We start from the raw sequence: 2,241 nt of genomic DNA, 5'->3' as shown, positions 1-2,241 counted from the left end.
GCCGCCGACCTCGTGCTGCGCGAAGGGCCCGGAGCCCTCACGCACCGCCGGGTCGCGGCCGCGGCCGGCGCGTCGCTGTCCGCGACGACCTACTACTTCGCCGACCTCGACGAGCTTGCGACCGCCGCCGGCAGCGTCCTCGCCCGGTCGTGGGCGCAGAACGCGAGCGCCGTCCTCGCGTCGCTCGACGCCGGGCCGCCGACGGGCGCCCACGCCGCCGCCGACGTCGTCGCAGCCGCCGTCCTGCCCCCCGGCGACGACGACGCCGTGCGTGCGCAGTACGAGCACCTGCTCGGGTCCGGCCGCAACCGCACCCTCGCGCGGGCCTTCGCCGACGGGCGCGCCGAGGTCGACGAGGTGGTCGCACGCGTCATCGCGGCCGTCGGGCTCGAGCTCGCGCCCGCCGTCGCCGTCGCGCTCGTCGACGGTGCCGTCGTCACTGCCCTCTCGGAGGACCGCCCGGTCCGGCCGACCGCTCGCGACCTGCTCCTCGCCGTCGCCCGCTGAGACGTCGCCGGCGGACCGCGCCCGACGACCGGCCCCGCGGTGCCCCACCGGGCCGACGGCCGTCCGGGAGCGCCCGGCGGCCGACGTACGCTGGCCCGATGCCCGCCACGCCGTCCCCGGTCGTCTGGTCCGTGCCGATGCGGACCCGGTTCCGCGGCCTGACCAGCCGCGACGGGGTCCTCGTCCGCGGGGACGCCGGGTGGGGCGAGTTCAGCCCGTTCTGGGACTACGACGCGACCGAGTCCGCCGCGTGGTGGCGTGCGGCACGCGAGGCCGCCGACCAGGGGTGGCCCGAACCTGTCCGCGCGACCGTCCCGGTCAACGTGACCGTGCCCGCGGTCGACGCCGCGACCGCGCACCGGATCGTCCGCGCCTCGGGCGGCTGCCGGACCGCCAAGGTCAAGGTCGCCGAGCCCGGGCAGACCGTCGACGACGAGGTCGCCCGGCTCGAAGCGGTCCGCGACGCGCTCGGACCTGGCGGTGCGATCCGCGTCGACGCCAACGCCGCGTGGGACGTCGACACCGCGGTCGCCCGACTCGCGGTGCTCGACCGCGCCGCTGGTGGGCTCGAGTACGCCGAGCAGCCCGTGCCGACCGTCGACGACCTCGCCGCGCTGCGCCGCCGCACGCACGTCCCGATCGCCGCCGACGAGTCCGTCCGGCGGGCCGACGACCCCCTCGCCGTCGCGCGCGCGGGCGCGGCCGACGTGCTCGTGCTCAAGGTCCAGCCGCTCGGCGGGGTGCGCGCGTGCCTGCGGATCGCCGAGGACTGCGGCCTGCCGGTCGTCGTGTCGTCCGCGCTCGAGTCGTCGGTCGGGCTCGCGGCCGGCGTCGCGCTCGCGGCCGCGCTGCCCGAGCTCCCGTACGCGTGCGGCCTCGCGACCGCGCAGCTCCTCACGGCCGACGTCGTCGCCGACCCGCTCCTGCCGGTCGACGGTGCGGTGCCCGTGCGCCGTCCCGTGCCGGACGCGCGGCTGCTCGCGGCGCACGCGGCCGACGACGCGCTGACCGCACGCTGGCACCGCCGGCTCGACGACGTCCTCGCGGTCGCCGGTGCCCGTGGCCCACGCGGCACCGGGATCCCGACGGGCGACCCGACCGGCTCGCCCACCGGGACCCCGGCGGGCGACGCGACCGGCCCGCGGGCGACGTGGACGGCATGATGTCCGACGTGACGACGCAGCCACGCGACCCGAGCCCGGCCACGACGGCCGCACGCGTGCTCGTGCAGGCGCTCGCCACGCTCGGCGTCCGGGACGTCGTGCTCGCCCCCGGGTCGCGCAGCGCGCCGCTCGCGTACGCGCTCGCGGACGCCGCCCGTCCCGACGACGAGCGTCCCGCCGGTGCCCCCGCCATCCGCCTGCACGTGCGGATCGACGAGCGGTCCGCCGGGTTCCTGGCCCTCGGGCTCGCGCGTGCGGCGGCCCACGACGAGGACGGCGCGCGGCCCGTCGCCGTCGTCACCACGTCGGGCACGGCCGTCGCGAACCTGCACCCCGCGGTCCTCGAGGCGCACCACGCGGGCGTCCCGCTGCTCCTGCTCACGGCCGACCGGCCGCACGAGCTGCGCGGGACCGGCGCCAACCAGACGACCGTGCAGCCCGGGATCTTCGGTGCCGCCGTGCGGCTCGCCGCCGACGTGCCCGCACCGGTCGGCCTGCCCGACGAGGCCCGCGACCTGCGCCACCTCGTCTCGCGCGCGGTCGCGGCCGCCACCGGTGCGCGCACGGGCGA

General features: G+C 79.0%; 3 protein-coding genes. All 3 read left to right on the top strand.

Going from position 1 to position 2,241, the window contains the following annotated elements; translation table 11 throughout:
• Positions 1-507, top strand: a 507-nt coding sequence (locus tag CTKZ_RS21805) for a TetR/AcrR family transcriptional regulator (protein WP_160142946.1), incomplete at its 5' end; no start/stop codon positions are given.
• A gap of 98 nt (positions 508-605) precedes the next feature.
• Positions 606-1,670 (top strand): o-succinylbenzoate synthase, encoded by a 1,065-nt coding sequence (locus CTKZ_RS20460; RefSeq protein ID WP_124344625.1) that lies wholly within the window; start codon positions 606-608, stop codon positions 1,668-1,670.
• A partial coding sequence (locus CTKZ_RS20455) for a thiamine pyrophosphate-binding protein (RefSeq protein WP_268904352.1) occupies positions 1,667-2,241 on the top strand: 575 nt, incomplete at its 3' end. The genes CTKZ_RS20460 and CTKZ_RS20455, both read left to right, overlap by 4 nt.

The sequence above is a fragment of the Cellulomonas algicola genome (assembly GCF_003851725.1).
GTDB lineage: Bacteria > Actinomycetota > Actinomycetes > Actinomycetales > Cellulomonadaceae > Cellulomonas > Cellulomonas algicola.
Note: the sequence above shows the minus strand (reverse complement) of the source record. Positions and strands in the feature narration are given on the sequence as shown.